Here is a 24,599-nt window from a genome sequence, read left to right as displayed (position 1 = left end):
ATAAATTAGGAGGCAGATTTGGATAAGTTTAAAATAGGTTTTACAAAGTTTTATACAAATATATTAACAGTTTTAATGGGGATAGTTATATTTTCCTGTGGAGTAATTGCTATTGGGAGTTTAATAGCTTATGAGAGATTTACTATAGAAGTTATAATACCAATTTTAATTTTAGCAATTACAGTTGCTTTAGAATTGTTTATTATTAAAAAGAAAATAAGTACAAAGTGGAAGATATTATTAATTTTAGCTATAGGATTTATTTTAAGAGGATTATGGTTGCTAAATATAAATACTGTTCCAACATCGGATTTTAAAGTAATATATGAATGTGCTCAGAATTTACTAACAGGAGATACAGGAGCTTTTTGGGGAACTGGATATATAGCTAGATTTCCACACTTAACAATAATGGTACTATATATGGCTTTTATGATAAAGATATTTCCAGCTAGTAACTTAATTGTAATGAAGGGTTTTAATTTATTTTTTGGTGTCTTAACAATTTACTTTATATATATTCTAGCAAAAGAGATATTTAACTCTAAAAAATTAGGATTATACGCAGCAGGGTTAGCTTCCTTTTTTCCACCATTAGTAACTTATGTTGGAGTTTTTTGTACTGAAAATATAGCAATACCATTTTATTTAATAAGTACATATTTATTTATATTAGTAGTTAAAAATAAAAAAAGTAAATATTATTTAATATTATCGGGAATTACCTTAGCTATTGGAAATTTATTTAGAATGGTAGCAACAATTATGGTTATAGCTTTTGCAATGTATTTAATAATTTATACAAAGGATAAGTTATTTGAAAAAGTTAAGAAAATAGGTTTTTACTTAATACCATATCTTTTAATTTTATTTACTGTAAGTGGTACTTTGCAGGGGATAGGTATAACTGAATATCCATTATGGAAAGGTAGTGAGCCGAAAATCACTAGTATTTTAAAAGGAACCAATATGGATAACTTTGGAAGATGGAATGAAGAAGATGCCTCTATTGTAGATAAATATAATTACGATTATGATAAGATAACTGAAGCTAGTAAAGAAATTATTATAGAAAGATTAACTACTAATAATCCATTAAAAGTAGTTGGATTTTATTTGGTTAAATTTGCAGTACAATGGAGTATAGGAGATTTTGGTGGTATTTCTTGGTCTGAGTTAGATATACCAGAAGATAATATTAAAATAGACTTATCTATTTGGTTAGTTCAAATTATTTATGCATTTATTATGATACTTGTGTTCTTAGGTTTAATTAATAGAAAAAATAATAATAAAGATTCAGAGATTAATTTATTATATATAATCCTATGTGGATATGGAGTTATGTATTTAGTAACAGAATCACAAGGAAGATATTCACTAATAATAGCATGGGCATTTATAATTATGGCTATAGAAGGAATTAAATTTTTATATAATAAATATGGAGAGAGTGTGCTATGAAAGAAACATTATATTTAGTAATCCCTTGTTACAATGAGGAAGAAGTTTTAAGAGAAACGAGTAAAAGACTTTTAGAAAAAATAAATAAAATGATTGATCATGAGCAAATTTCAGAGAATAGCAAAATATTATTCGTTAATGATGGATCTAAAGATAGAACTTGGGACATAATAGAGGAATTGCATAATAGTAATTGTATATTTTCAGGGATAAATCTATCAAGAAATAGGGGACATCAAAATGCTTTGCTATCAGGATTAATGACAGCTAAGGAATATGCGGATATGGTTATTTCTTTAGATGCAGATTTGCAGGATGATGTAGATGTTATAGAAAAGTTTGTTGAAGAATATTATTCAGGTAGTGATGTAGTTTATGGAGTTAGAAGTTCTAGAAAAACAGATACCTTCTTTAAAAGAACAACAGCTCTAGGTTTTTATAAAGTTATGAATAATTTAGGAGTAAATGTTGTTTATAATCATGCTGATTATAGACTTATGAGCAAAAGAGCTTTAGAGGGACTAGCTGAATTCAAAGAAGTAAATTTATTCTTAAGAGGTATAGTACCATTAATTGGATACAAGCATTCTATTGTTGAATATGAAAGACATGAAAGATTTGCAGGAGAGTCTAAATATCCATTAAAGAAAATGCTTGCATTTGCAGTAGATGGAATAACTTCATTTAGTATTAAACCTATAAGATTAATTTCATTTTTAGGATTTGGAATATTCTTTATGAGCGTAATTGCATTAATATATTCACTAGTAGTAAAATTCCTTGGAAAAACACAAATAGGTTGGACCTCACTTGTAATTTCTATTTGGATGATAGGAGGAATTCAACTACTTTCATTAGGGGTAATAGGAGAATATATAGGAAAGATATATAATGAAACTAAAGCTAGACCAAGATATATTATTAAGGATAAATTAATAAGTAATAAGGATGAAAAGATAAATGAATATTATGGACAATCTAAAGAAAATATTTTTAAATAAAGAATTTATATTATTCATAATTATAGGTGTTATAAATACCTTTAATGGAGTAGTATTTTCCTTCATATATTCAAGTTTACTGAATGAAAATATAGCCTTTATTTTAGGATATATTTCTGGACTAGCTGTATCCTATATTTTAAATAGTTATATAACTTTCAAAGAAAAGCTAGCCTTTGCAAAGTTCATAAAGTTTGCTATTTCATATATACCAAACTTTATAATTCAAAATATAGTAGTAATAATAACCTTTAATATTTTAGGATTACATAAATTAATAGCTTATTGTTTAGCAGCAATAATAGGAATACCAGTAACCTTTATACTATTAAAATTCTTTGCATTCAAAAAATAGTAATTAGGAGGTATCATATTTCTTGTTCCGTCGTAAACTCCAAGTCACCGAAATATGATACCTCCTAATTTGTAGCTAAAGGGAAAAATTCCTCATTCCTCGGAATTTTCTTAATGAATTTCACTATTGAACTCTCTAAATTACCCTAATATAATATGTTTTTATTTATAAATAATGATTATATAAATAAAAAACTCTTGACTTAAAGTTAACTCTAAGGAATATGCTATATATGTAAAATTTAAGTGATACGAATAAAAAATAGCTATAGAGGTGATTATATGGGAAAGATAGAGAGAGATTTTAGAAAAATATTAGTAGCAAGATTAAATTTATTAATTAAGCTTGAAGAAAATGAAGAAATTAAATCTGCATATAAAGGCTTTTTGACTAAAATTTCAAGGATTAATATATTTTAAATAATTATTTTTTTAAAAATTTAAAGGGCCATATTAAATTTGACCCTTTAAATATATTTATTAATCTTCAAATTTAAATAATTCTTCAACAGAAACTTTTTTCCATAGCAAAGTTTATAATAACAATTCCGTGTCTCTTAACCTGTTGCTCTTTAATAACCTTGTAACCTCTTTTTTCAAAGAAAGGTTTTGCTGTAATGGAAGCGTTGGTAATAACTTTCTTTTGAACTGCCTTTTCCAATCTATCACAAATAGCAGTAGCAACACCTTTTCCTTGATAATCTTTATGAACAAACAATCTATCAAGATAGCCTGTTTTATCTATATCTCCAAAACCAATGATAAGTTTATCATCAAGTGCAACAATACTATAATGCTCTTGAAATGACTTATTCCAATTTTCTAAATCAACCCTCCCTGTTGCCCATACATTTAATTGTTCTTTTGTGTAATCTCTTGCATTAACTGTGTGGACAGTATTATAAAATAGCTCTGCTACTTCTTTGCAATCTGATGGTTTGTATTCACAAATAATCATCTTTTCTCCTACAAATTCCTATTTATATAACTCTTTATATAATACTAAATTAATAAATTTTATATTTTTTATATACTACAATATATAATTATAAATAGCATGTACTATAGTTGGAACTATAATTGAATTTGATTTTTCTTTAATAAAATTCATAAAAAAATGAAACGTTGTTCTTCTACCAATTAAAAATACTATTGCTACAATATTTTTATGCAAGTTTATATCATTAGGAATATGTATAATAGCAAATAAAAGCCCAGTTATTAACGTTGCTATAAACTTATTTGAAATAAGTTCTTCTAAATTTTCTTGAAAAAACCACCTAAATAGAATTTCTTCTGGTAATGCTAAAATAAATACTGGTATTAAATTTAATATTATAAAAATACTATAATTACTGCTTGTTTTTAATTGATAAATAATAAAAATTACCGCTGCCGAAAATGTAATTGTATAGAATATTTTTTTGAATATTATTTTAAATTTAAGACTATTCTTTATACTTAATTTAAAATTTTTCAAATTAGTTGTTAAAGTTCCAATTATAATTGGAAGAAGCATTAATAATTGAAGTAATAAAATTATTATTAAGTTTTGTATAGTACTTGTATTTATCATTATTTTTTTAACATTATATATCCATGTAACTCCTATGATAATTTCATATAAATATAAAGAAATACAGATACTTACTAATTTAAATTTATTATTTTTTATACTAGTCATAGTTTATACCCCCATTAATTAGCTGAATTTATATATCGGAATACTATTATAAACAAGATTTTTTTAAACTATGGAAAATTATTTATTATATTCATATATATTCTCATCTTTTTTCTCAACTTACTTATTATACCATTTTTATTAATTTTAGACAAATTATGTAATAGGGTAATTTTTGATTTAGTATCAAGATATTAAATGGAATTAGGATACTAAGTATCTAATAGGAAACTATGTTACTCAAAAGTGCATTATTAACAGAAGTATATAGTTGCTATAAAATTAAGATATAGATGTAGTAGAGATAGAGAGGATCAGAGAAGAAATGGATAATATAAAATTAAATAAAATAGCTGAATATATTCAAAATGCAGATGCTATAGTTATTGGTGCAGGGGCTGGTCTTTCTGCATCAGCTGGATTGTTATACAGTGGAAAAAGATTTACTGATAATTTTAATGAATTTATAGATAAATATGGAATGCAGGATATGTATTCATCAGGGTTTTATCCCTTTGAGACAGAGGAGGAAAAGTGGGCTTATTGGAGTAAGCATATTTATCTTAATAGATATGAATTTCCAGTAGGAAAAGTATATAAGGACTTATTAGATATAGTTTCAGGAAAGGAATACTTCGTTATTACTACTAATGTCGATCATCAGTTTTATAAAGCTGGATTTCCAAAAGAAAGAGTATTTGCAACGCAAGGAGATTATGGATTACTTCAGTGTGCACATGGGTGTCATAAGAAATTATATGATAATGAAGCACTAGTTTATGAAATGATAGAAAAACAAAAAGACTGTAAAATCCCATCAGAATTAGTTCCAAAATGTCCTGTTTGTGGTGGAAATATGGAAGTTAATTTAAGATGTGATGAGTATTTTGTTGAAGATGAAGAATGGGATAATTCATTAGCTAATTATGAAAAGTTTATTGAAGAAAATCAAAATAAGAATATAGTATTTATAGAACTTGGTGTTGGAATGAATACTCCAGCTATAATAAAATATCAATTTTGGAGAATGACAAATAAACTAAAAGATGCAGAATATATATGCATTAATTTAAATGAGGCCTATGCACCAGGTGCAATTATGAATAAGTCCATTTGTATAAATATTGATATTTCTGAAGCAGTAAATGACTTGAAGAAATTAATTAAGTAGTTAATAGGAATGGAAGTGAAAAAAGTGAATATTCAAAATCAGGATGAAAGATTAGATTATTTAGTAAAAGAACTTTGTAAGGATTCTATAGAATATAAAACTATGAAGGTTAATAAGGCAGATAGAAGAATAGCTATGAGATCCCTTATGAATATTCGTGTACCTAAGTCAATTTCAAAAGAATTTTTAAAGATTCAAGATGAATTTCTTAAGGAGGAGGCAGTAAACAAGGGAATTATTAGCCTAGATGATATTCCGACAGTTAGGGAAGAATATGGATCAAAGATAGATTATGCAGATAAAATATCTATATGGCAGGGTGATATAACAAGACTTTCTGTAGATGGAATAGTAAATGCAGCTAATTCGCAAATGCTAGGATGTTTTGTACCGTGTCATAAATGTATTGATAATGCAATACATTCATCAGCGGGAATAGAACTGAGACAAGAGTGCTATGAATATATGCAAGGAAAAAGAAAAACAGATTTAGACTACGAAGAACCAACAGGAAGTGCAGTAGTAACATCAGCTTATAACTTACCATGTAAGTATGTAATACATACTGTTGGACCAATTGTTTACAATGACTTAACAGATAACTTAAGAGATGATTTAAAAAATTGCTATTTGTCATGTCTTAAGGCAGCTGTAAAAAGTGGAGTTCGTAGCATTGCATTTTGTTGTATATCAACAGGAGAATTTCATTTTCCAAATGAAGAAGCAGCAAAGATTGCACTTAGAACAGTTAGTGACTTTTTGAAAACTCATGAAGAATATATTGATAGAATAATCTTTAATGTTTTTAAAGATTATGATTTAGATATATACAAAAAATTAATTTAAATTAGAAAGGAGTTATTACAAAAAGATTATTTCAAATAATTTTGTAATAACTCTTATTTAATATATTAAAATTTAACTATTAATGTTATTTAGAGAATTTGATTCAATCCTATTTATTTTAAAATGATAAACAACTGCAAATATTAAATTATTTATACATAATCCAATATATACTCCTATTAAGCTGAATTTAATAGATAGTAGTATAATCCATGATATAGATATAATACTTAAAAAACTTGTAAATTTTAATACAAAGCCTTGATTATTGATACCTTGTAAATAACTTTTATATATCTGATGAAAAATATTAAATACTTGCATTAAAATTACTAATATAAATATGTTAGTTACTCTTAATATTAAATTTTTATCCTTAGTAATAAGACTTAATATTTTATTAGGGAAAATATAAACAAAAAGCCCTATCATTAAAACTAAGCATCCTGATAATATTATTGCAGTATTTAAGATTTCTTTTGAATTACCTTCTTTATTTGAAAATGACTTTTGAATAGATAATGTAATTGCAGATGCTGAAAAGGCATAGATAGGCAGAGCCATAATGCTACCAACACTTTCAGCTAAATTATATGATGCAATTTCATATACTCCAAGTCTTGAAACAATTCCAGTTAATATAATAGTGAATATAGTTCCTTCCATAATATCTTGGCCTAATAGTGGAATATATAACTTAAAAAGTTTACTAGTAATTTTTTTATTAATTGATCCTTTAAATTTTATATGTGCACTTTTATAGAACTTAATTATATAAACTAAAATTCCAGCTAATAATCCTATTACACTTCCTATAGCAGCACCTTTTGCTCCTAACTCAGGAAAACCTAATTTCCCATATACAAATAAGTAGTCAAATACTACATTTATACTTGTAGCAACAATTGTACTATAAAAAGATATCTTTGTATCTTTTAGATTTCTAAAATAAACAGAAAAATTAAAGATAATCATATTCATTACTACTGTTGTTGAATCGATATAAAAGTATTCTAAGCATAAGTTTAAGATATTACCTTCTAGTCCAAATACTTTTGAAAATAATAAATTACCTCCTAGTAATGATAATAATATTATAGCTATCCCAACTAGTAAAGATATGAACATAACTGTAAAAAATGTATTATTAAATGCAGTCTTATCATCTTTTCCAATATATTGTGCAGCAATAATATTATATGCAACTGAAATTGCGCCTAAGGAGCCGGTAATTCCATATACTACACTAGCGGATACCCCAACAGCAGCAAAGGCATCTGTTGAATAATTACCAACTATAGCTTTATCTAATACTTCAAATAAAGTCATAACTATATAATTCATTAAAATAGGAACTGACATTTTAAGTAATATATCAATATATTTATTTTTAAATATTTTCATTTTATTCTCACTTTCTCAAACAATATATTTTATTTGATTAAAAGAGAATAGTATTTTAATAGCCTATTCTCCCAATAGGCCGAAAACAAGCAGATTATTCATCCTATATTCCTCCATTTACTTATTTTATAAATAATTACCATATAATTATATCATACTATAAATTTAAATATTAGAGATATTCTATATAAGTTAATTATATGTGAATTATTTGTTAGCATATTTTAAAGAAATTATTACAATATGGTTAACAGTAATGTTTTTATCTTTATTTGATGTTAATATAAGATAAGATTAATTATTAATCATAAGTAAGGTAAAGGATGATTATATGTTAAAAGATGTTGGTAAAAAAATTATTAGAGAAAAAATAATAAATGATGATTTTTTAGATATTATACATAAAAATATGATGCCTATGAATGAGTTGATGGCTTATTATCGTTGTGCAATTATGGAGGTTGAAACAAAGTTTAATGTATTAAATGAACAATTTTCATTACAATATGATAGAAACCCAATAGAAAGTATAAAAACAAGGTTAAAGTCTCATGAGGGTATTATAAAAAAATTAAATAAGAAGGATTTACCTTTTACATTAGAATCAATACAAGAAAATATAAAAGATGTTGCAGGGGTAAGAGTAATTTGTTCATTTCCAGAAGATATTTATATGTTAGCAGATTGCTTATTAAATCAAGATGATATTAAGCTAATTGAAAAGAAAGATTATATAAAGAATCCTAAAAAAAGTGGATATAGAAGCTTACATTTAATTATTGAAGTACCAATTTTTCTACAAAATGAAAAGAAGTCTATGAAGGTAGAAGTACAATTAAGAACAATAGCTATGGATTTTTGGGCAAGCCTAGAACATAAATTAAGATATAAGAAAAATATTGATCCAGAAGAAGCTGAAATAATAAGTAAAGAGCTATTTGAATGTTCAGAGATTAGTGCAGCTTTAGATAAACGTATGGAAGAAGTACGAAATAGAATTGAAAAAAGGTAATAATATAATGAAAAGGTAATTGCACAACTTAGCGTAATTACCTTTATTTTAAGATCTTTAAATAAATTAAAAATAATAAATATTTAAAAGTATATTGACAATATAAAGATTAGAATTATAATAAAGATATATTAGTTGAGCAAAATTAAATTTAACTAAATGGAATGAAGGAAATATGGATAAATATAATAAACTAAAATTAGAAAATCAATTGTGCTTTCCACTATATGCATTATCAAGAGAGGTAATAAAGTTATATAAGCCATATCTTGATAAATTTAATCTTACATATACACAATATATAACAATGCTTGCAATGTGGGAAGAAGAAAAAATAATATTTAAAGAACTTGGTAAAAAACTTCACTTAGATTCAGGAACATTAACACCGGTATTAAAGAAATTAGAGTCTATGGAACTTATAATTAAGTATAGAACTAAGGAAGATGATAGGATTGTTATTGTTGAATTAACAAACAAAGGTAGAGAGTTAAAAGATCAAGTGCTTGATATTCCAGAAAAAATGTATTGTGGCGTTGAAATGAGCAAGGATGAGATTGTTCAGCTTAAATACTATTTAGAAAAAATGTTAAAAAAGTTTTAGGAGTAATCTTAAAATTTTTTTAGGAAAATTAGTTGAGTTAAATTAAATTTTAATAAATTATATTTTATAAAAGAGAGGATTGTTAATATGAATTTTTATGATTTAACTGCAAATAATATGAGTGGAAAAGAAGTAAAGATGAATGAGTTTGAAGGTAAGGTAGTATTAGTTGTTAATACAGCAAGTAAGTGCGGTCTTACTCCTCAACTAGAAGGTTTGGAAGAACTTTATAAGAAGTATAAAGATAGGGGATTTGAAATACTTGGTTTCCCTTGCAATCAGTTTGCAAATCAAGATCCAGGCACTAATAAAGAAATAAGTCAATTTTGTCTTATAAATTATGGTGTTACTTTTACTATGTTTGAAAAGATAGATGTAAATGGAGAAAATACACATCCAGTATATAAGTTTTTAAAAAGCAATGCTAAAGGAGTATTAGGAAGCGAAATAAAATGGAATTTTACTAAGTTTTTAATAGATCCAGAAGGCAAAGTAGTTGAAAGATTTGCACCAACTACAACTCCAGCAAAATTAGAAAAATATATAGAAAATCTATTAAAAGAAAAATAAAAAATATTTTATATTAGTGTAAAAATTATATAAGAGAATTTTTTATTAATATAAAAATCTGTATTTGTAATAAAAAAAATATTATAAATACAGATTTTTTAATTTAATAAATTTCAATTTAAAAGACTTAAAATTATTTTTCTATAAAGCATTAACAGCTTCTTCTAAAACTTTTCCTATAGAATCATGAATAACTAAATCAGCTTTATTGTCAGCAGAAGTTGAACTCTTATTAATTAAAACTAAATTCTTTCCTCTAAAGTAATCAATAAGTCCAGCGGCAGGATAAACTACAAGTGAAGTACCACCAATAATTAAAGTATCCGCTTTTGATATTGAATCGATAGCACCTCTAATAGTAGAGTCATCAAGACCTTCTTCATAAAGAACTACATCAGGTTTCACTCTTCCTCCACATTTAGTACATGTAGGAACCCCTTTAGATTCTAAAATAAACTTTTCATCATAAAAGGCATTACAGCTAACACAATAATTTCTTAAAACAGATCCATGTAATTCATAAACTTTTTTAGAACCAGCAGCTTGATGTAACCCATCAATATTTTGAGTAATAACAGATTTAAGTTTACCCATTTCTTCAAGTTTAGCTAAAGAAATATGAGCAGCATTAGGCTTTGATTCAGGATATATAAGCTTAGCTTTATAAAAATTAAAAAATTCTTCAGGATATCTTATATAAAAGCTATGTGATACTAGCTGTTCAGGAGTAAAAGTTACATTAAGTTTTTCATTAAACAATCCATTAGAACTTCTGAAATCAGGGATACCAGATTCAGTACTTACCCCAGCACCTCCAAAGAATACTATATTATTACTATTTTTTAAAATGGTAGTTAATTTTTCTGTTTTAATATTCATAATTTAAATCACCGACCAATCACATTTTATATTTTTATTATTACACAAATAGATACAAAATAAAATATTTATAAATTTAAAAGAAATTCGTGGATAAATATGGATATAAAAGTGTATAATTATTTTATATTAACATGAGAGGGATAAATTTATGAAGAATAATGAAAAGCTATTATTAGGAGTATCATGCTTCTTAGGAGGAGTTGTTGCAGGTTTCTTAATTGCGCCGATAAAAAAGGGGATGTACTTTGGTAATAACTGTGGCAATCATGTTTCAAATGCTGAAGATTTAAAGAAAATTGCAGAAAACAATTTATATGAAGATATAAGTGAAATAAACCACTAGATTATAAGAAAATCTAATTTTAAAGTACAAAGGAGGTTAAAGTGTGAATAGAGTTATAATTATAGGATGTGGAGGAAGTGGAAAATCTACATTATCAAGAATCTTATCTGAAAAAATTAATTTACCAGTAGTTCATTTAGATAAATTATTTTGGAAAGAAGGGTGGGTAAACATATCTAAAGAGGAGTTTGATCTTCTTATTAATAAGGAGTTAAAAAAAGAAAAGTGGATTATAGATGGTAATTATGATAGAACGCTAAAAGAAAGATTAAAGAGGTGCGATACTGTAGTATATTTAGATTATCCAAGAAGGACATGCCTCTTTGGAGTAGTAAAAAGAGTTATATCTAGTTATGGTAAAACTCGTCCAGATATGGCAGGGGGGTGTCCAGAAAGATTTGATTTCGAATTTATGAAATGGATATGGAACTTTAATAAAGAGCATAGAGATAAATTTTATAAGATTCTTAAAGAAGAAAAAAATAAGAAAATATACATATTTAAAAATAGAAGAGAATGTAATGAGTTCATAAAATCTTTATAAGGGGTGAATTAATATATGGGGTTAGGTATTATAGGGAGTCTAATCTTTTTGGTTATTTTATATTATATTATTAGAGATGCAGTAGAAGAGGGGGCTTTAAGAGCATTAAATAGATATGATAAATCAAAAGAAAATGATGGTAATATTGAATAGAAATAGTTATGTTAGAAAAGGTGTGATTAAATAAAGAGACTAATTCTGACTTTGGAAGTTATAGAAAAATAAACTCAGCTATATAGCTGAGTTTAAACATTGATTTTACATTCTACATTTTTAATTATTCATTTCACTTAGCATATATTCTTTCCAATCACCATTTTTAATATAAATAGCTTCATCTTGGAATTTTAAATCTATATCCTTATTATAGAAATAAGAATAACAATCTTCATAGCTTTCATCATCAGTTAATTTAACTGTTACAAGCTTTCTTGAGTATTCATTATTTGGGTTTCCTTCTCCTAAGAAACCTTCCATTTCATCAATGGCTTTTAGTGTTGAATCATAATTTTCTAGTTCAACAACTTCGCCAACTATGGTATTATTTCCAGGCAATACTGCTGGATAGCCTTTGTAAGGCATATGGTATAATTCAAATCCACTTATTTCAGCAGGTCTTATTGATTTAATTTTGCCTTTTAAATAAAGGTCATAATTAAAAAAGCCTTCTCTTAAACTACCATAGACAAAAAGTTTTATATTTTTACTCATTAGCAAATAGTTCCGCCTATAGTTTTTATATCTGATGAATTCTCTATAATTGCTTTTATGCTAAGTTCTAAGCCTTTTGCTATGTCATCTATTGACATAGATGGCATATTAGGTTTTGTTGTTACTTGAGATGGTATGTATGGAACGTGTATAAATCCACCTCTTATATTTGGATATTTCTTATCTATTAAGTATAAAATTCCGTACATAACATGGTTGCATACAAAGGTTCCAGCAGTGTTTGATACAGAAGCAGGAATTCCATTATCATTCATTTCTTTAACCATAGCCTTTATAGGTAGGTTAGAGAAGTATGCATTTTCACCATCTTCATATATAGATATATCAATTGGTTGATTGCCTTCATTATCTTTAATTCTTGCATCATCCATATTTATAGCAACTCTTTCTGGAGTAACTCCAAATCTTCCACCAGCTTGGCCAATAGATATAACAACATCTGGATTATGTTTTTGTATATTTTCTTCTATTTTTTCTAAAGATTTTCTAAATACAGTTGGTATTTCTATCTTTATTACATCTTGTCCTAAAATTGTATCAGGCAATTTTTTTACAGCTTCTAAAGCTGGGTTTATACTTTCTCCACCAAATGGATCAAAGCCAGTAATTAATATTTTCATATATAAACCTCCCTTATGTACTAAAATGCTAAGAAGTACATTAATGGTATGTGTATAGCAAGTAATATTATTGCAAATATTGCTTGTACTTTTATTACAGCATTTTTATCTCTAGTTTCTAATAGAGCCACTGGTAAAACGTTAAAGTTTGCAGCCATTGGAGTTATTAATGTTCCACAGAATCCAGCTGTCATAGCTAATGCTGATGCAATTATAGGGTCACCACCTTGAGCAAATACAAATGGAACACCAATACCAACAGTTATTACTGAGAATGCAGCAAAGGCATTTCCCATTATAGCAGTAAAGATAGCCATACCAACACAATAAGCAGTTATACCTAATAATATATTTCCTTCAGGAATAAAGTTTGAAATCATGTTAGATATAATATCACCAACACCAGCTGCTGTAAATAATGCACCTAAGGCAGCTAATAATTGTGGTAATATTGCAGTTGATCCAACAGATTGAAACATTCTATTACTATCTTCTATGAATTCCTTAGGTTTAGCTTTAGTTATTAAAAAAGTAGCTATTAATGCAATTATAGATGAAATTCCTATAGAAGCTACGCTTGAAATTGTTGTAAATTGGGCAATAAGTAATGCAGCTAATGCAATTATTAATGAAGGTACAAATATTTTTATACCAATTTCGTTTGCTTTTAAACTTGCGAAAGTGCTGTCTAATTCTTTTATAGTTCCGATATTAATTTGATTAAATGCAGCTAGTACACCTATTACAACAATAAGTAAACCAGAAACAACTGGAGGAATAGTTTCACCTAGTATAAATATACAACCAAGAATTCCCCAGAATAAAGCAGTACCATATCTAGTTTTGTGATTTTTATCTTTTAAAGTAAATAACATAGTAAGAAGAAAGAATAATCCTACCATTATATAAAATATTTCTAATAAAATATTTGAAATAGCTTTTAAATCCATAAAATTACCTACCTATTTTTATATTTTTTAGCTAACTTTTTATCTAATAAATAGTTTTGAATAACTCCTAAAACAAGGGCTATCAAAGCTACAGGAATTGAGGCTTTAGCAATTTGTAGTGTGTCAACATTATAACCTAATGTTTCTAGAGTTCCAGCTATAAGGAGAACTCCAGAGTTTGCTAAAAATACATTCTGACCAAAGAAGTTACCATAGTTATCAGCAGCAGCAGATGTGGCTTTTATTAAGTCTTCGTCTTCTTCTTTAAGCTTACCATGTTCTGAGATAGCAGCTCCTTGAGCCATTGGGTTAATAAGTGGTCTTACAAATTGAGGATGTCCACCAAGTTTAACCCCCATAAAAGAAGAAATCTCTCTTATGAATAAATATCCAGATAAAAGCTTACCAGTAGATAAACCTTTTACTTTTTCTATTAACATTATTGCTTTTTCTTTTAATCCGTATCTTTCACACAAACCTATTACAGGTAATGTTAGAAGAAATAAACTCATTTCTCTTTTTTGTACAAATGTTTGTCCTAGAGTTGTTAATATTTCAGAAATGCTCATATCGGCTATTAAGCCAGTTACAATACCAGAAACAATAACAACTGCTATTGTATTAAACTTTAGTGCAAATCCTACTATTATTATTAGTATTCCTATTAAAGCCATTTTTATCGAATCCTTTCGAAATTTGTAGTTTTGTGAATATTGTAATTTTATTATATATGCAATTTTATAAAAAATCCATAGTAATTTTTGATAATTTATACAAAAAGAAGTTTTAAAAATACTAAATGAATAATAAGATAAAATAAGTATATAAAATAAATGTTATTGAAGAACTTGAATTTATTTGGCTTCAAGAATATTTTAAATATTATTAAAAATACATTTATTAATATTTATAGGTAATACTTTAAATAACATTTTTACTATAAAAATAATCTTAAAAGTTAACTAAAAAATTTTAAAAAAAAAATTTACATTTAAATTTTAATATGATATTATATGAACATAATTAAATAAGTAGTGTGTTACTGGTAAAGCAGGCAAGGACTAAAAATATTATAGATATACTATAACTATATCTATAAATTTTGGTCCTTTTTTTATTTTTTTAGAAGTTTTTATAATAACTTAAAAGAAAATGCAAATAATAAGTCTGGAGAAGAACATACTACTGTAGTAATTTATTTTTAATTTATTTATAAAAATTTATATTTAAAGGAGGAATTATAAATGTTACAGCAATTACAAAGAATTGGTAAAGCTATAATGCTTCCAATAGCAGCATTACCAATAGCAGGTATATTATTAGGACTTGGTGGAGCCTTATTAGGAATATCTGGATTATCGAATCCACCAGCAGTTTATCAACCATTAATAGCTTTTGTTAATATTCCAGTTGTTACAGCAATATTAACAATAATGAAAAATATAGGGGATATTATATTTGGTAATCTACCATTATTATTTGCAGTAGGTGTTGCAGTTGGACTTGCTAAAAAGGATAAGGGAACTGCAGGATTAGCTTCAATTTTTGGTTTCATAGTTATGAACCAAGTTATATCATCAATGTTATCATTAGGATTAACTCAATTAGGAGTTCTTACTCCAGATGCATTTGGAGAATATGGTACTTATGTTACTACTAACTTAGGAATATTCACATTAAATATGTCAGTATTTGGTGGGATTATTACAGGTATAGTTACAGCAGTATTACATAATAAATATCATACAATACAATTACCACAAGTTATTGGATTCTTCTCAGGTTCAAGATTTGTTCCAATAGTAACAGCAGTAGCAATGGCGGTAGTTGGTGCAATATTAGCATTTGTATGGCCAATAGTTCAAAATGGAATAGTTGCTCTTTCAGGATTCGTTAATAATTCAGGGGCAATAGGAACATTCTTATATGGGCTTATCGAAAGAGCATTAATTCCATTTGGTTTACACCATGTATTCTATACTCCATTCTGGTATGGGTCATTTGTTGATGGACAAATCTTAGTTGATGGTGTATGGCAATCAGTAGCAGGTGCTAATACAGCGTATTTTGCACAATTATCAAGTATGAGCAGTTTAGTTGGTGCTTCAGCAGCAGATATGACAACAATAGTTTCAGGAACAACAAGATTTATGGCTGGTAAATTCCCATTCATGATGTTTGGTCTTCCAGCAGCAGCTCTAGCTATGTATCATACAGCAGCTCCAGCTAAGAAAAAAGTTGTTGGTTCATTATTAGCATCAGCTGCATTAACAGCATTACTTACAGGTATAACTGAACCTATAGAATTTACATTCTTATTCGTTGCACCAGCACTATATGTAGTTCATTGTATATTAGCAGGTTTATCATATATGTTAATGGGAGTACTTAATGTATTCATAGGTATGACATTCTCAGGTGGTTTAATAGACTTTACATTATTCGGTTTATTACCAGCAGGAGCAGGAGTTCCAACTCACTGGTTAAGATTAATTTTAGTAGGAATAGTTTATGCAGTGGTTTACTACTTCTTATTCTTATTCTTAATTAAAAAGTTTAACCTAAAGACTCCAGGTAGAGATGAAAGTGAAGAAGAAGTTAAGCTTTATTCAAAAGCAGATTACCAAGAGAAGGCTGGTATTAAGCAAGCTGATATAAATGAAAAATCAGAAAGTAAAGCAGGAAAAGGAAATGAAATTCAAGAAAAAGCACCAGCTGTGTTAGCTGCTTTAGGTGGTGAAGAAAATATAGTTAGTGTTGATGCTTGTATAACAAGATTAAGAGTTGAAGTTAAAGATAAAGCAAATGTTAATAAAGATGAATTAAAAGCATTAGGAGCAGCTGGAGTAGTTGAAGTCGGTAACGGAATTCAAGCTATCTTTGGTGCAAAAGCAGATGCTTATAAGAATGAAATAAAGAATATATTAGATATAGACTAATAATTTATAATTAAAAATTCTTTATAATATTATTAAATAAATTCACTCACATAAATAATGAAAAAGAAATCGTCAATAAAAGACGATTTCTTTTTTATTTTAAATTTATCGCTATGTTAAAGATATATGTTGATATTTGATTAAATTATCCTAAATAGGTTATAATATAAATATAATGTAACGATGGAGGAATATACTATGTCTGGAGCAAGTTCTGTAATAAAATTTCTTTCAACTTTAAGCAAATGTGAGCAAGAACAAGTATATAATTATCTTGAAAAAGAGTTAATTTTAGGCTCTATGACAAGTGAAATTCAAGATGAAATAAAAGAAAATAGGTTCTCTTCTGGTAGAGTATGTCCTTATTGTAAAAAAGATAGAGTATTAAGAAATGGCAAGTATAATGACAAACAAAGATATATTTGCAAAGATTGCCACAAGACATTTACAGATTTCACATACTCCCCCTGTTACAATAGTAAGAAAGATTTTACAGTATGGATGTCTTACATCAAATGTATGATTGAAGGTTACTCAATTAGAAAATGTGCTAGAATAGTTGGAATCAGCATACCTACAGCATTTTTATGGAGACATAAAATTTTAGACGCTGTAAGAGTATATATAGGAATTGGTCATGTATCAGGGGTTGTTGAAGCAGATGAGACGTTCTTTAGACTTTCCTATAAGGGGAATCATAGCAAAAGCAACACATTTACTATGCCAAGAAAACCATATAAACGAGGTCCTAAAAGTAAACCTTCAAGCCAAGAGGAAAAGAAAAAGAGAGGTATCTCTAATAATCAAGTATCTGTAATGTGTGCTACTGATAGAATGGGAAATGTTATATCAGAATTAGTTTGTAATGGTAGAATGCGTTATACAGATGTAGAGAGGCTTTTTAAAGATAGAATAGAAGAAAAATCAACTCTATGTGTAGATTCACATAAAAGTTATATTAAGTTTAAAAATAACTTCGATGTTGAAATGCAGCAAATAGAGACTGGTAAATATAAAAAGGGTATATATCATATTCAACATATAAATGCCTACCATAGTAGATTAAAGCAGTTTATGGTTGGATTTCATGGTGTTGCAACCAAATACCTTGCAAATTATATGTATTGGTTTAAATGGATAGAGTTGTTTAAAACAGAAAAAGATACAATAAGGTGTAAAAGATTGTTCGTTCAATCGCATACTTCATATTCCACTACTCAAATAAAGGATTTTAAAGAAAGAAAAGCAATTTATATTTAATGGTAAATAATGTTTAATATTTACTATTATTTGTGTATAATTAAATAATAAACTATTGGAAAGTATTTAATTATTACAAGAACAATGGTAAGTGCTGTAATGGTAAATATAGTTATAATAGTTTTAAGTAAAGTAACAGCCGAGTTGGTTGATGGTAAAATATTAAGGAGATGGAATAATGTACGATTGCATGCAAAGAATTAATATCAAGAATCTAACAAAAGATACTTTGACTAATATTGAGCTGACTCACGATGGAGAAGGTGCATACAAAAAAGCTAAAGTAAAGAGATTAGAAAAAAATGAAAATATAGAGGTTTCTTTATATACCTTGAAAGTGCACAATACGTGCAATTTAATTTTAACATATACTTATAAAGATTTAAGTAATACAGTTGTAGTATATGATAAATTAAGTGGCAAAGATTTAACATTTATCACAGTTGAAATTAAAGAGGAAGCTGGAAAAATTAGCTTCAATGTAATAGCGGATAACGAGTTATGGAAATATTAAGCAAATTCATATCTGTAGAGTAGATTCTATTTAATACGAAATTAAAGGATGTCTAAGATGTCTAACATGGACATCCTTTAATTTTGCAATATTTCAACAATATACTTAAACATAGCGAAATTTATTAAAAAGAAAAAATTTTAAAGGCTATTAAAATTGATTTCATTAGATGGTATTATTACGATAATAAGTTAAAAAAAGAAAAAAGAATTTGATGATTAGGCAATCAGATATAGCGAAGATATTAAATATTTCTAGGACAATTGTAGCAAGAGCTTTAAATGGTAAAGGAAGTATTAATCCTGATAAAAAAGAAAAAATATTAAGTCTATGTGAAGAATTAGGATATGCTAAGAGCCCAATTAGCACATCATTAGCTTTAAAGAAGAGTAAGAGTATATATGCTTTTATTGTAAAGACAAAAAAGGAAGTTTATTCAAACAGTATTAAAGAGGGATTTGAAAAGGCTCAAAATGAATTTAAGTTTTATAAATATAAAATCAATATTATTGAGACAGATATTGATAAGCCAAAAGAACAGGTTAAAATTTTAAAGAATATTTTAAATAGTGAACAGGTTGATGGAGTAATAATAATCCCCTTATTAAAAGATGAAATTATAAAGATAAAGAAAGAAAATGATAAAACAGTATTTATGGCTTTAGATATGCCTTTGGATAAAAGTACTTATAGTGTATATTCAAATTATTTTAAAGCTGGAAGAATTACTGCAAATATACTTTTAAATTCTTTAAATAAAGGAGAGAAAATACTCATTATTGACACTGAAGATGACAGAATATCCTCTAAATTAGTTTTTGAAGGATTTTATAGTAAGGTAATGGAAAGTAAAAAATGCGAAATTGTAGGACCTATTTTTCAGGACAATCTAAAAAGTAACATAGATGATGTATTAGAAAATAACCTAACCGAAGATATCTCAGCATTATATAGTAGTAGATTTTTAGTTGATATTGTAGAAAGAGCGATAAGTAGGGGAAATAAAAATTTAAAAATAGTAGATAATGGATTTTCAAATGCTACAAAGCAATTAATTAAAAATGAAAAGGTTATTGCGACTGTAGCACAAAAGCATTCAGAATTAGGATATTTAGTGGCTAAATATATGTTTGAATATTTATATAAAGATGCTAAGCCGAAAAAAATTAATAATGAATATGAAAATATTATATTGTTTAAAGAAAACTTACCTTATTAAAACTACTATTTATTTTTGAAAAAATGTTCCCGAGAACTAATTATAGATATTTAACTAAAAATTTTTTTATCTATATTTGTTCTCGGGAAACTATATGGAAATTGAAGATGAAAAATTTAATATCAGTTAGTACTAAATTGTTTGTTAGAAAATATAAAAATATTTTCTTTAAAAATAAGTATATTAGGAGGATTAATAAATGAAAAAGTTTAAGGTATTATCAACATTACTTTTAGCAACAACAATAACAAGTTCAGAAAATTATTTGAGAACGAAAAAATAATTGGAATTAAGTTTACAGCAGGAGATTTTTATTTATTAGAAAGAGTGAGGAAAGGCTTCCCAGATAAACTTATATATTCAGGATTTGATGAAATGTTATTACCAGCAGTTGCATTAGGGGTAGATGGAGCAATAGGTTCAACTTATAATGTAAATGGAATAAGAGCAAGACAAATATTTGATTTAGTAAGAGAAGGAAAGTTAGAAGAGGCTAATGAAATTCAAAATGTAACTAATGATTTTATAAGTGATGTAATAAATAATGGAATATATAACACTTTAAAATTAATATTACAAGAAAGAGGTATAGATGCTGGATATTGTAGGGAACCTTTTAAGGCCTATACAAAGGAACAGATAGAAAAAAGTAAAGAAATTTCCAATAAATATTTTTAGTATTATATAGAATTAGTATTATGGAAAATAAATTTTAAAGTAGGAGGTCCATATGAATTATATAGCTATAGGTATAGGCGGAACAAGAATTAAATTTGGAATAGCTGATGATTCAGGTAATATATATGAAAGTTCTGAAATTGATACAGAAGCACATAAGGGAGCCGAAGAATTAATTGAAAAAGTATATAGAATTATAGATATATTATTAAAAAAAGAATTTTATAATATAAAAGGAATTGGAATAAGTACAGCAGGACAAGTAAATAGTGAAACAGGGGAAATAATATTTGCAACAAATGCAATACCGGGATGGACTGGAGTAAAATTGAAAAATATAGTAGAGGAGAAATATCATTTACCATGTATTGTTGAAAATGACGTAAATGCAGCTGCCTTAGGGGAATTGTGGATGGGAGCTGGAAAGGGAGTTTCTAATTTTATATGTTTAACAATTGGTACAGGAATAGGTGGAGCAATTATAATTAATAATAATATTTTTACAGGGAGAAGCTATTCAGCAGGTGAGTTTGGACATATAAATTTATATCCTGATGGATTAGAATGTACATGTGGACATAATGGGTGCTATGAAGTATATGCATCGACAACTGCTTTAGTTAAAAGAGCTAGAGAAGCGTTAAGGAAATCTTTAGGTATAAATGGGATTAATTGTATGTTAGACAGTATAAATGGAAAAATAATATTTGAAAAAGCTAATACTGGTGATGAGTTTTTTGTATCTATAGTTGATAACTGGTGTAGAGATATAGCTTTAGGATTAAAAACTTTAATACATGTATTTAATCCAGAGTTAATAATAATTGGTGGAGGAGTATCTGCACAAGGTAATAATCTAATAGATAGAATAGAGAGGCATATTAAGAATATGGTAATGCCATCATTTTCTAAAAATCTTAAAATAGATATTGCTAAATGTAGAAATGCTGCAGGAATGTTAGGTGCAGTATATAGTTTAAAAATTAAATTAGAATTATAATAAAATATAATTTTATAAAAAGATGACTTAATAATCGAGTCATCTTTTTGTATTTAAATTAATTAAATAGTTTGTTTACTATAATTATTTCAACTTATGTAAATAAAAGTTATAATATAGTATATTTATGAGGGGGGGAGAAATATGGATATAGCACTGATAGGATTTGGAGGAGTAGGTAGGTCTTTTATAAAACTGTTAATAGATAAAGAAGAAAAACTTAAGAAAAAGGGATTAGAGTTAAATGTTAAGTATATTATTAAAAGTGATGGTGGAATTTATAATAAAGATGGAATTAGTCTAAAAGATATAGTAAGTAATGATTATAAATTGACAGGCTTTAATTTTATAGAAGATATCAATATAAGTAATATTATTAAAAAGAAGGATATTGAAACTTTAGTAGAGCTTACAAGTACTAATATAGAAACAGGGGAGCCGGGGTTAACTCATATTAAATTAGCTTTAGAAAATGGGATCAATGTAGTTACAGGTAATAAGGGGCCAATATTACTAGGGTATAAGGTTTTGAAGAAAATAGCAGATGAAAATAATGTAAGTTTAGGGATAGGGTGTACAACTGGAGGAGCTTTGCCTTCTATAAATGTAGGGAGTTTTGACATAGCCGGTTCTGATATACTATCTATTGAAGGAATATTAAATGGAACAAGTAATTATATTTTAACTGAAATGTATGAAAATGAGGTTGATTATAATGAAGCACTAAAAAGGTCTATTTCGTTTGGAATTGCAGAGGCTAATTATAAATTAGATGTTGAAGGTTATGATACTGCATCTAAGATTCTAATATTAGCAAATGTATTAATGAATGCAAATTTATCTCTTAAGGATATTAAAATTGAAGGAATAAACAATTTAAAGAAAAATAATATTTTAGAAGAAAAATCTAAAGGTAATAAAATCAAATTAATTGGAAAAGTATGTAAAAAAGATGAAAAAGTTATGGCTTATGTAAAGCCCAAAATTCTTAATATTGAGCATCCACTATATTTTGTAGATAATAAAAATAAGGGAGTATGTTATAGTACTGATACTCTTGGAAATATAAGTGTAATTGGTGGAGCGTCAGGAACTATAAATGCTGCAGCATCTATTTTAAGAGATATAATTAATATATGTTAGCAAATATAAATGAACATATATCATAGAGTCAAAAAATGAAATAGTATGTATAGGATTAGGAGTGTCATATATTATTAAGGAAATTAAAGGATAGATATGGAGTTAAGAATATATTTGGGGGAATATCATGGGAAAAGAGAAGAAAAAAACTTTAAGAAATAAAATATTATCAATAAGAGATTCATTAAATATTGAAGAAAAAGAGATAATGGATAATAAGATACTTAATGAGTTAATAAGAACAGATTTATATAAAAAAGCAAAAAGTATATTTATTTATCTAAGTTTTGGTACTGAAATAGATACTAATAAGATTATCGATAAGGCATTAGAGGATAAAAAGGAAGTATATATTCCAAAGATATATAAGTTTGATAAGTCTATGAAGGCTATAAGACTAAATTCTTTCAAGGATTTAGAGAAAAACTCTATGGGAATATTAGAACCTATTGATGATAATAATTTTATAGAAAAAGAAGATATAGATTTAATTATAGTTCCAGGTGTAGTCTTTGATTTTAAAGGAAATAGAATAGGATATGGTGGCGGATATTATGATAGGTATTTAGAACCTATAAAAGATTTAAGAAATAAAGTAGTGCTAGCTTATGATTTACAAATAATAGATATTATTGAGCCAGAGGCTCATGACATTACTTTTGATTATATTATCACTAATACAAAATTTAGAAAAATCAATAAATAATGGTTGAAACTAGAAGAATATGGTGTATAATATAATTATAATTAAATAGAAAGAGAACTTTATTAAGAACGGTGGAGGGACTGGCCCTGTGAAACCTAGCAACCTATGAAATATAAACTTTTGTTTTATAAATTAGTGTGGTGCTAAATCCTGCAAGCTTTAGCTTGATAAATAAGGTGGTTTTATTAAAATTTATTTAATAACTGTGAATTTAGTGGTTGCTTCTTATATTGAAGTAACCTTTTTATTTTTTTATAGGAAAGTATGGAATGGTAAAGTTTTGAAAATGATATGTAAGTTATTTAGCATATGAATATTAGAAAAATACAAATTAATACTTTCCTTCATTTAGCTTTCAAGTGGACATTTATAAGTTTGAGCTGACTTGGAGCGTAGCGACGGAATAAGCAAACTTATATATGTCTACTTAGCAATAAGCAATACAGGAAAAAGGGGCTTTATACAATAAATATCAGGAAACTAGAGAAAGGGAATAATATATTCAAGTGGGGTATGCACCAAGGTTGGGGAACCTTGGGTGCTACCAATATTAAAACAGAAACATATAAATATACAGATCATTGGGTAAGTCTTCTTAGTCTATAAGTATAGGGTTATGTACAAAATATTGGGGTAATATTAGTTTTTATAATTATTTGAAAAGCATCTCTTTATAAACTATAATATAAAATGATAATTATAACTTAGTATATTAATTACATTTAAGTAAGGAGTGTATTTATGTTTAATAAAGAGGAGCTTCAGATTATTAATGAGGCTGTAAAGATGTATGAAGAAAAGACAACTAAACTTTTAGAATCTAGTACTAATAATAAGGAAAGAATGGTTGCTTATAATAGAAAGCAAAAGAAGGTTTGGTTACTTCAAAATAAGATTTCTAAACTTCTAAAAGAAATTTAGAAAATGTATAAGAATGAAAAAAGAGTATTTCATAAATT

At 26.8% G+C, this 24,599-nt stretch carries 27 protein-coding genes, 1 pseudogene and 1 riboswitch; of the genes and pseudogenes, 20 read left to right on the top strand and 8 right to left on the bottom strand.

Annotated elements, in window-relative coordinates; translation table 11 throughout:
- The first annotated feature begins 18 nt into the window (after nucleotides 1-18).
- The 4 genes from ACQPUY_RS08770 to ACQPUY_RS08755 all read left to right on the top strand — a co-directional run bounded on the left by ACQPUY_RS08770 (nucleotide 19) and on the right by ACQPUY_RS08755 (nucleotide 3,239).
- Nucleotides 19-1,464 carry a glycosyltransferase family 39 protein gene (locus ACQPUY_RS08770; protein ID WP_430840767.1) on the top strand — a complete coding sequence of 482 codons (1,446 nt, stop codon included), beginning with the start codon at nucleotides 19-21 and terminating at the stop codon, nucleotides 1,462-1,464.
- A complete protein-coding gene (locus ACQPUY_RS08765; RefSeq protein WP_430840766.1) occupies nucleotides 1,461-2,465 on the top strand; it encodes a glycosyltransferase family 2 protein in 1,005 nt (334 codons plus the stop codon). Before ACQPUY_RS08770 ends, ACQPUY_RS08765 begins: the two co-directional genes overlap by 4 nt.
- On the top strand, nucleotides 2,434-2,820 hold the full coding sequence (locus ACQPUY_RS08760) for a GtrA family protein (protein ID WP_430840857.1): 387 nt from the start codon (nucleotides 2,434-2,436) through the stop codon (nucleotides 2,818-2,820). Before ACQPUY_RS08765 ends, ACQPUY_RS08760 begins: the two co-directional genes overlap by 32 nt.
- A gap of 281 nt (nucleotides 2,821-3,101) precedes the next feature.
- Entirely contained in the window at nucleotides 3,102-3,239 is a 138-nt protein-coding gene (locus tag ACQPUY_RS08755) for a hypothetical protein (protein ID WP_430840765.1), read from the top strand.
- Between the two features lie 85 nt (nucleotides 3,240-3,324).
- Here the strand turns inward: ACQPUY_RS08755 and ACQPUY_RS08750 are convergent, their stop codons facing one another.
- Nucleotides 3,325-3,777 carry a GNAT family N-acetyltransferase gene (locus tag ACQPUY_RS08750; RefSeq protein WP_430840764.1) on the bottom strand — a complete coding sequence of 151 codons (453 nt, stop codon included), beginning with the start codon at nucleotides 3,775-3,777 and terminating at the stop codon, nucleotides 3,325-3,327.
- Between the two features lie 75 nt (nucleotides 3,778-3,852).
- A complete protein-coding gene (locus ACQPUY_RS08745) occupies nucleotides 3,853-4,503 on the bottom strand; it encodes a CPBP family intramembrane glutamic endopeptidase (RefSeq protein ID WP_430840763.1) in 651 nt (216 codons plus the stop codon).
- Nucleotides 4,504-4,828: 325 nt separating this feature from the next.
- Between ACQPUY_RS08745 and ACQPUY_RS08740 the strand changes: the two genes are divergently transcribed.
- Together ACQPUY_RS08740 and ACQPUY_RS08735 are read left to right on the top strand one after the other, a co-directional pair.
- Complete coding sequence (locus tag ACQPUY_RS08740) at nucleotides 4,829-5,674, top strand: SIR2 family NAD-dependent protein deacylase (RefSeq protein WP_430840762.1); 846 nt, start codon at nucleotides 4,829-4,831, stop codon at nucleotides 5,672-5,674.
- Nucleotides 5,675-5,689: 15 nt separating this feature from the next.
- Complete coding sequence (locus ACQPUY_RS08735; protein WP_430840761.1) at nucleotides 5,690-6,520, top strand: protein-ADP-ribose hydrolase; 831 nt, start codon at nucleotides 5,690-5,692, stop codon at nucleotides 6,518-6,520.
- Between the two features lie 72 nt (nucleotides 6,521-6,592).
- Here the strand turns inward: ACQPUY_RS08735 and ACQPUY_RS08730 are convergent, their stop codons facing one another.
- Nucleotides 6,593-7,924 (bottom strand): MATE family efflux transporter, encoded by a 1,332-nt coding sequence (locus ACQPUY_RS08730; protein ID WP_430840760.1) that lies wholly within the window; start codon nucleotides 7,922-7,924, stop codon nucleotides 6,593-6,595.
- Between the two features lie 331 nt (nucleotides 7,925-8,255).
- Here ACQPUY_RS08730 and ACQPUY_RS08725 point away from each other — a divergent pair, with 331 nt between their 5' ends.
- The 3 genes from ACQPUY_RS08725 (at nucleotide 8,256) to ACQPUY_RS08715 (ending at nucleotide 10,110) form a co-directional block, all read left to right on the top strand.
- Entirely contained in the window at nucleotides 8,256-8,936 is a 681-nt protein-coding gene (locus ACQPUY_RS08725) for a GTP pyrophosphokinase (RefSeq protein WP_430840759.1), read from the top strand.
- 175 nt (nucleotides 8,937-9,111) lie between these two features.
- Nucleotides 9,112-9,540 (top strand): MarR family winged helix-turn-helix transcriptional regulator, encoded by a 429-nt coding sequence (locus ACQPUY_RS08720; protein WP_430840758.1) that lies wholly within the window; start codon nucleotides 9,112-9,114, stop codon nucleotides 9,538-9,540.
- Between the two features lie 87 nt (nucleotides 9,541-9,627).
- Entirely contained in the window at nucleotides 9,628-10,110 is a 483-nt protein-coding gene (locus ACQPUY_RS08715; RefSeq protein ID WP_430840757.1) for a glutathione peroxidase, read from the top strand.
- Between the two features lie 141 nt (nucleotides 10,111-10,251).
- On the opposite strand, the gene ACQPUY_RS08710 is transcribed toward ACQPUY_RS08715, so the two are convergent.
- On the bottom strand, nucleotides 10,252-10,989 hold the full coding sequence (locus ACQPUY_RS08710) for an NAD-dependent protein deacylase (RefSeq protein ID WP_430840756.1): 738 nt from the start codon (nucleotides 10,987-10,989) through the stop codon (nucleotides 10,252-10,254).
- A gap of 151 nt (nucleotides 10,990-11,140) precedes the next feature.
- Between ACQPUY_RS08710 and ACQPUY_RS08705 the strand changes: the two genes are divergently transcribed.
- Together ACQPUY_RS08705 and ACQPUY_RS08700 are read left to right on the top strand one after the other, a co-directional pair.
- Nucleotides 11,141-11,335 (top strand): hypothetical protein, encoded by a 195-nt coding sequence (locus tag ACQPUY_RS08705; protein WP_430840755.1) that lies wholly within the window; start codon nucleotides 11,141-11,143, stop codon nucleotides 11,333-11,335.
- Nucleotides 11,336-11,378: 43 nt separating this feature from the next.
- Nucleotides 11,379-11,879 (top strand): DNA topology modulation protein, encoded by a 501-nt coding sequence (locus tag ACQPUY_RS08700; RefSeq protein ID WP_430840754.1) that lies wholly within the window; start codon nucleotides 11,379-11,381, stop codon nucleotides 11,877-11,879.
- Between the two features lie 273 nt (nucleotides 11,880-12,152).
- Here the strand turns inward: ACQPUY_RS08700 and ACQPUY_RS08695 are convergent, their stop codons facing one another.
- The 4 genes from ACQPUY_RS08695 to ACQPUY_RS08680 are packed head-to-tail and all read right to left on the bottom strand — an operon-like array spanning nucleotide 12,153 to nucleotide 14,855.
- Nucleotides 12,153-12,590 carry a gamma-glutamylcyclotransferase family protein gene (locus ACQPUY_RS08695; protein WP_430840753.1) on the bottom strand — a complete coding sequence of 146 codons (438 nt, stop codon included), beginning with the start codon at nucleotides 12,588-12,590 and terminating at the stop codon, nucleotides 12,153-12,155.
- On the bottom strand, nucleotides 12,590-13,231 hold the full coding sequence (pcp, locus tag ACQPUY_RS08690) for a pyroglutamyl-peptidase I (protein WP_430840752.1): 642 nt from the start codon (nucleotides 13,229-13,231) through the stop codon (nucleotides 12,590-12,592). Before pcp ends, ACQPUY_RS08695 begins: the two co-directional genes overlap by 1 nt.
- 20 nt (nucleotides 13,232-13,251) lie before the next feature.
- Nucleotides 13,252-14,181 carry a DUF979 domain-containing protein gene (locus tag ACQPUY_RS08685; RefSeq protein ID WP_430840751.1) on the bottom strand — a complete coding sequence of 310 codons (930 nt, stop codon included), beginning with the start codon at nucleotides 14,179-14,181 and terminating at the stop codon, nucleotides 13,252-13,254.
- Nucleotides 14,182-14,189: 8 nt separating this feature from the next.
- Nucleotides 14,190-14,855: a DUF969 domain-containing protein gene (locus ACQPUY_RS08680; protein WP_430840750.1), complete on the bottom strand. Its 666-nt coding sequence runs from the start codon at nucleotides 14,853-14,855 to the stop codon at nucleotides 14,190-14,192.
- Nucleotides 14,856-15,425: 570 nt separating this feature from the next.
- Between ACQPUY_RS08680 and ACQPUY_RS08675 the strand changes: the two genes are divergently transcribed.
- The 9 genes and pseudogenes from ACQPUY_RS08675 (at nucleotide 15,426) to ACQPUY_RS08635 (ending at nucleotide 24,561) form a co-directional block, all read left to right on the top strand.
- The gene (locus ACQPUY_RS08675) at nucleotides 15,426-17,120 is read left to right on the top strand and encodes a PTS transporter subunit EIIC (protein ID WP_430840749.1); all 1,695 of its coding nucleotides are present in this window, start codon (nucleotides 15,426-15,428) and stop codon (nucleotides 17,118-17,120) included.
- A gap of 198 nt (nucleotides 17,121-17,318) precedes the next feature.
- Nucleotides 17,319-18,380 (top strand): IS1595 family transposase, encoded by a 1,062-nt coding sequence (locus ACQPUY_RS08670; protein ID WP_430840748.1) that lies wholly within the window; start codon nucleotides 17,319-17,321, stop codon nucleotides 18,378-18,380.
- Nucleotides 18,381-18,558: 178 nt separating this feature from the next.
- Nucleotides 18,559-18,894, top strand: a complete 336-nt coding sequence (locus ACQPUY_RS08665; protein ID WP_316341223.1) for a hypothetical protein — start codon at nucleotides 18,559-18,561, stop codon at nucleotides 18,892-18,894.
- A 214-nt stretch (nucleotides 18,895-19,108) separates the two neighbouring features.
- Nucleotides 19,109-20,113 carry a substrate-binding domain-containing protein gene (locus ACQPUY_RS08660; protein WP_430840747.1) on the top strand — a complete coding sequence of 335 codons (1,005 nt, stop codon included), beginning with the start codon at nucleotides 19,109-19,111 and terminating at the stop codon, nucleotides 20,111-20,113.
- Nucleotides 20,114-20,362: 249 nt separating this feature from the next.
- A pseudogene (locus tag ACQPUY_RS08655) lies at nucleotides 20,363-20,791 on the top strand (dihydrodipicolinate synthase family protein); the annotation flags it as partial.
- 52 nt (nucleotides 20,792-20,843) lie between these two features.
- Nucleotides 20,844-21,791, top strand: coding sequence for an ROK family protein (locus ACQPUY_RS08650; RefSeq protein WP_430840746.1), 948 nt, complete (start codon nucleotides 20,844-20,846; stop codon nucleotides 21,789-21,791).
- A gap of 144 nt (nucleotides 21,792-21,935) precedes the next feature.
- Nucleotides 21,936-22,934 (top strand): homoserine dehydrogenase, encoded by a 999-nt coding sequence (locus tag ACQPUY_RS08645; RefSeq protein ID WP_430840745.1) that lies wholly within the window; start codon nucleotides 21,936-21,938, stop codon nucleotides 22,932-22,934.
- Nucleotides 22,935-23,061: 127 nt separating this feature from the next.
- Entirely contained in the window at nucleotides 23,062-23,640 is a 579-nt protein-coding gene (locus ACQPUY_RS08640) for a 5-formyltetrahydrofolate cyclo-ligase (RefSeq protein ID WP_430840744.1), read from the top strand.
- A 56-nt stretch (nucleotides 23,641-23,696) separates the two neighbouring features.
- Nucleotides 23,697-23,818: riboswitch (SAM riboswitch) on the top strand.
- A 563-nt stretch (nucleotides 23,819-24,381) separates the two neighbouring features.
- Entirely contained in the window at nucleotides 24,382-24,561 is a 180-nt protein-coding gene (locus ACQPUY_RS08635) for a hypothetical protein (RefSeq protein ID WP_430840743.1), read from the top strand.
- The last annotated feature ends 38 nt before the right edge of the window (nucleotides 24,562-24,599 follow it).

The sequence above is a fragment of the Clostridium nigeriense genome (genome assembly GCF_050585245.1).
GTDB lineage: Bacteria > Bacillota > Clostridia > Clostridiales > Clostridiaceae > Clostridium > Clostridium nigeriense_A.
The sequence above is the reverse complement of the archived record's forward strand: the minus strand, read 5'-3'. Positions and strand labels throughout refer to the sequence as shown.